General features: G+C 70.7%; 3 protein-coding genes and 1 pseudogene. All 4 read right to left on the minus strand.

What is annotated here, in order from left to right:
* Positions 1-69: 69 nt before the first annotated feature.
* Positions 70-354: pseudogene (locus ABZ646_RS39220) on the minus strand (integration host factor); the annotation flags it as partial.
* Between the two features lie 267 nt (positions 355-621).
* Positions 622-1,467 carry an orotidine-5'-phosphate decarboxylase gene (pyrF, locus tag ABZ646_RS39225; RefSeq protein WP_360530302.1) on the minus strand — a complete coding sequence of 282 codons (846 nt, stop codon included), beginning with the start codon at positions 1,465-1,467 and terminating at the stop codon, positions 622-624.
* Positions 1,464-2,570, minus strand: a complete 1,107-nt coding sequence (locus tag ABZ646_RS39230) for a quinone-dependent dihydroorotate dehydrogenase (protein WP_360530305.1) — start codon at positions 2,568-2,570, stop codon at positions 1,464-1,466. The genes pyrF and ABZ646_RS39230 overlap by 4 nt, the downstream gene beginning before the upstream one ends.
* Before the next feature lie 96 nt (positions 2,571-2,666).
* The coding region (gene carB / locus ABZ646_RS39235; protein WP_360530308.1) for a carbamoyl-phosphate synthase large subunit at positions 2,667-5,309 on the minus strand (2,643 nt) is incomplete at its 5' end.

Here is a 5,309-nt window from a genome sequence, read left to right on the forward strand (position 1 = left end):
GTCGATCACCCGGTGCGGAAACCTGCGCTGCATCGGCAGGAGCCCGGTGGGCTCGGTCATCGCGGCCGTGATCTGGTTGGACCCGAGGCCACGCACGCGGCGGCTCTCGGAGATCCCGAGACGCTCCATGATCTGCTTGGCGCGGACCTTGCCCACGCCCGGCAGGGACTCGAGCAGGGCGGAGACCTTCATCTTGCCGATGACGTCGTTTTCCTGACCCTGCTTGATGACCTCGTGAAGAGAGGCGCCGGAGTGCTTGAGTCGATTCTTGACCTCGGCCCGCTCCCGGCGAGCCGCGGCGGCCTTTTCGAGCGCGGCTGCGCGCTGTTCAGGGGTAAGGGGCGGAAGAGCCACGCCTACGTCACCTCGGATGTCGAACTGTCGGATACGGACCGGTGAGGAACCTAGTCGCCCCACACCTGGGGAGCTACGAGCAACACGCTTGCCCGTTGACTCTGCTCGGAGACTAGCGGGCAAGTCCGCCGGAGTCAGCGAGAACAGCGGAAAAGTCCTGGTCAGCCTCCGTCAGGCCGGACATTTCAGACATACTGCCCCGGATTTGAGGATGTATTCACGTTCGGGCCGCCGCCGAAGCGGCCGCCGAGACGCTTCTCGGAGGAGTCACCGACCTGCGACGACGTGCCGGATCTCACTCGCGAACCGCTCCGCGGCCGCCCGCAGCGCCCCGACGTCGGGACCGTGACGCAAAACACCTCGGCTCACGTTTGGAATCACGTTGCGCACGGCCGCCCCGAAGACCGTGGGCAGGTCGGCCGCCGTCGCCCCCTGCGCGCCGACCCCGGGCGCGAGGAGCGGACCGTTGATGTCGAGGTCGTACGACGACAGGTCGCCGACCGTGGCGCCCACGACGGCGCCGAAGGAGCCCAGCGGCTCCTCCCCCGCGTTCTCGGCGGCGAGGTGGGCCAGCATGGTCGCGCCGACCGTACGCCCGTCGCCGCGGACCGCGTGCTGCACCTCGGGCCCCTCCGGGTTGGAGGTGAGCGCCAGCACGAACAGGCCGGCGCCGCTCTCCCGGGCCAGGGCCACGGCCGGGCTGAGCGAGCCGTAGCCGAGGTACGGCGAGACGGTCAGGGCGTCCGAGAACAGCGGGGCGTCCTTGCCGAGGAAGGCCTCCGCGTACCCGGCCATGGTCGAGCCGATGTCACCGCGCTTGGCGTCCATGACGACCAGCGTCCCGGCCGCCCGCGCCTCCTGCACCACCCGCTCCAGAACGGCCACTCCGCGCGAGCCGAACCTCTCGAAGAACGCGCTCTGCGGCTTCATGACGGCGACCCGGTCGGCCACCGCCTCCACGACGGTGCGGCTGAACCGCTCCAGGCCCGCCACGTCGTCGTTCAGACCCCACTCGGAGAGCAGCGAGGCGTGCGGGTCGATGCCGACGCACAGCGGACCCCGCTCGTCCATGGCACGGCGCAGCCGCGCGCCGAAGGGCTCCAGGGGACTCATACGGTCTTCCTCACGTCGGCGCCGACCGCGTCGGCGAGGCTGGCGTACGGGCTGGTGCGCAGGCGCGCCGCGAGGCCCTTGTGAACCGCGCGAGCGTAGAACGGCCCCTCGTAGATGAAGGCGCTGTAGCCCTGGACCAGCGTGGCGCCGGCCAGGATGCGCTGCCAGGCGTCCTCGGCGTTCTCCACGCCGCCGACGCCGACCAGGGTGATCCGGTCGCCCACGCGCACGTAGAGGCGCCGCAGCACCTCCAGGGAACGCGCCTTCAGCGGCGCCCCGGAGAGCCCGCCGGCCTCCTTCACCAGGGCGGGGTCGGACCGCAGCCCCAGGCCGTCGCGCGCGATGGTGGTGTTGGTCGCGATGATCCCGTCCAGTCCCAGCTCCACGGCCAGGTCGGCGACGGCGTCCACGTCCTCGTCGGCGAGATCCGGCGCGATCTTCACCAGCAGCGGGACCCTGCGGTGGGCCACCACCCGGTCGGCGGCCTCGCGGACGGCGCTCAGCAGCGGCCTGAGCGCCTCGGTGGCCTGCAGGTTGCGCAGCCCCGGCGTGTTCGGGGACGAGACGTTCACGACCAGGTAGTCGGCGTACGGCGCGAGCCGCTCGGCGGACTTCACGTAGTCGCCGACGGCCTCGGCCTCGGGCACGGCCTTGGTCTTGCCGATGTTGACGCCCACGACGGTACGGAAGACGGGCTCCCGGGTCGCGAGCCGGGCGGCCACGGTCAGCGAGCCGTCGTTGTTGAAGCCCATGCGGTTGATCAGCGCCCGGTCGGCGACCAGCCGGAACATCCGCTTCCTGGGATTACCGGGCTGTGCCTCCCCGGTCACCGTGCCGATCTCGACATGGTCGAACCCGAGCATCGACATCCCGTCGATCGCCACGGCGTTCTTGTCGAACCCGGCCGCGAGCCCGAACGGCCCGTGCATCCGCAGCCCGAAGGCCTCGGTGCGCAGTTCCTTGTAGCGGGGGGCGAGCGCGGCGGCGACGAAGGTCCGCAGCACGGGGATGCGGGCGGCGAGCCGGATCCACCGGAAGGCGAGGTGATGGGCCTGCTCCGGGTCCATCCGCTTGAAAACGAGGTTGAAGAAGATCTTGTACATGACGTCCTCATGCCAAGGGGGACACCGACACCGGTGCCCCCCTCACGGACAGCTGGGCAACGCGCCCCGGTAAGGGGGCGCGGACTCACTACGGCCTCAGTCCCGCGCGGCCGTCAACCTCTCCGCGTGCTCCTGGAGCGACCGCACCCCCACGTCCCCGTGGTTCAGCGCGTCGATCCCCTGCACGGCCGCCGCCAGCGCCTGCACGGTCGTCAGACACGGCACCGACCGGGCCACCGCGGCGGTCCGGATCTCGTACCCGTCCAGGCGGCCCCCGGTGCCGTAGGGGGTGTTGACGATGAGGTCGACGTCGCCGTCGTGGATCAGCTGGACGATGGTCTTCTCGCCGTTCGGCCCGATCCCCTCCGACTGCTTGCGCACGACGGTGGCGTTGATGCCGTTGCGCTTGAGGACCTCGGCGGTCCCGGAGGTGGCGAGGAGTTCGAAGCCGTGGGCGACCAGCTCCCGTGCCGGGAAGATCATCGACCGCTTGTCGCGGTTGGCGACCGAGATGAACGCGCGGCCCTTGGTCGGCAGCGGCCCGTACGCCGCGGCCTGGGACTTGGCGTAGGCGGTGCCGAAGACGGAGTCGATGCCCATGACCTCGCCGGTGGAGCGCATCTCCGGGCCGAGCACGGTGTCCACACCGCGGCCCTGGATGTCGCGGAACCGCGACCAGGGCATGACCGCCTCCTTGACGGAGATCGGCGCGTCGAAGGGCAGCTCGCCGCCGTCGCCGCGGGCGGGCAGCAGGCCTTCGGCGCGCAGTTCGGCGACGGTCGCGCCCAGCGAGATCCGGGCGGCGGCCTTCGCCAGCGGCACCGCGGTCGCCTTCGAGGTGAAGGGGACCGTGCGCGAGGCGCGCGGGTTGGCCTCCAGGACGTAGAGGATGTCCCCGGCCATCGCGAACTGGATGTTGATCAGGCCGCGCACGCCGACCCCGCGGGCGATGGCCTCGGTGGAGGCCCGCAGCCGCTTGATGTCGAACCCGCCCAGCGTGATCGGGGGCAGCGCGCAGGCCGAGTCGCCGGAGTGGATGCCGGCTTCCTCGATGTGCTCCATGACGCCGCCGAGGTAGAGCTCCTGGCCGTCGTAGAGGGCGTCGACGTCGATCTCGATGGCGTCGTCGAGGAACCGGTCGACCAGGACCGGCCGGGTGGGGCTGATCTCGGTGGATTCGGCGATGTACGCCTCCAGCCGCATCTCGTCGTAGACGATCTCCATGCCGCGCCCGCCGAGTACGTAGGAGGGCCGCACCAGCACCGGGTAGCCGATCTCGTCGGCGATGGCCTTGGCCCCGGCGAAGGTGGTGGCCGTGCCGTGCTTGGGGGCCGGCAGGCCCGCCTCGGCCAGCACCCGCCCGAAGGCGCCCCGGTCCTCGGCCGCGTGGATCGCCTCCGGGGACGTGCCCACGATCGGCACGCCGTTATCCTTCAGCGCCTGCGACAGGCCCAGCGGGGTCTGCCCGCCCAGCTGCACGACCACGCCCGCGACCGGACCGGCCTGCTGCTCGGCGTGCACGATCTCCAGGACGTCCTCCAGGGTGAGCGGCTCGAAGTACAGCCGGTCGGAGGTGTCGTAGTCGGTGGAGACGGTCTCCGGGTTGCAGTTGACCATGACCGTCTCGTAGCCCGCGTCCGACAGGGCGAAGGAGGCGTGCACGCAGGAGTAGTCGAACTCGATGCCCTGGCCGATGCGGTTGGGGCCGGAGCCCAGGATGATCACGGCCGGCTTCTCGCGCGGCGCGACCTCGGTCTCCTCGTCGTAGGAGGAGTAGAAGTACGGCGTCTTCGCGGCGAACTCGGCGGCGCAGGTGTCGACCGTCTTGTAGACCGGGCGCACCCCCAGCGCGTGCCGCACCTCGCGCACCACGTCCTCGCGCAGCCCGCGGATCTCGGCGATCTGCTGGTCGGAGAAACCGTGCCGCTTGGCCTCGGCCAGCAGGTCGGCGCTCAGCTCCGGCGCCTGGGCCAGCTCGTCGGCGATCTCCTTGATCAGGAACAGCTGGTCCACGAACCACGGGTCGATCTTCGTGTACTCGAAGACCTCCTCGGGGGTGGCGCCCGCGCGGATGGCCTGCATGACGGTGTTGATCCGGCCGTCGGTGGGCCGCACCGCCTCGACCAGCAGCGCCTGCTTGTCGCCCGGGTCGCCGACGAAGGTGAACTGGCTGCCCTTCTTCTCCAGCGAGCGCAGCGCCTTCTGGAAGGCCTCGGGGAAGTTCCGGCCGATGGCCATGGCCTCGCCGACCGACTTCATGGTGGTGGTCAGCGTGGAGTCCGCCTGCGGGAACTTCTCGAACGCGAACCGGGGGGCCTTCACGACCACGTAGTCGAGCGTGGGCTCGAAGGAGGCCGGGGTCTCCTGCGTGATGTCGTTCGGGATCTCGTCCAGGGTGTAGCCGACGGCCAGCTTCGCGGCGATCTTGGCGATCGGGAAGCCGGTCGCCTTGGAGGCCAGCGCCGAGGACCGCGACACACGCGGGTTCATCTCGATGACGATGACCCGGCCGTCCTCCGGGTTCACCGCGAACTGGATGTTGCAGCCACCGGTGTCCACACCGACCTCACGGATCACCGCGATACCGATGTCCCGCAGGATCTGGTACTCCCGGTCGGTCAGCGTCATCGCCGGGGCCACCGTGATCGAGTCACCGGTGTGCACGGTGGGGACTCGCCGGCCGAGGCGCTGCGGGGTGCGGCGTCCGCCCTGGTCCCCGCCACCCTCGCGTTCGGGCTG

The sequence above is a fragment of the Streptomyces sp. NPDC007162 genome (assembly GCF_040634175.1).
In the GTDB taxonomy this organism is placed as follows: domain Bacteria; phylum Actinomycetota; class Actinomycetes; order Streptomycetales; family Streptomycetaceae; genus Streptomyces.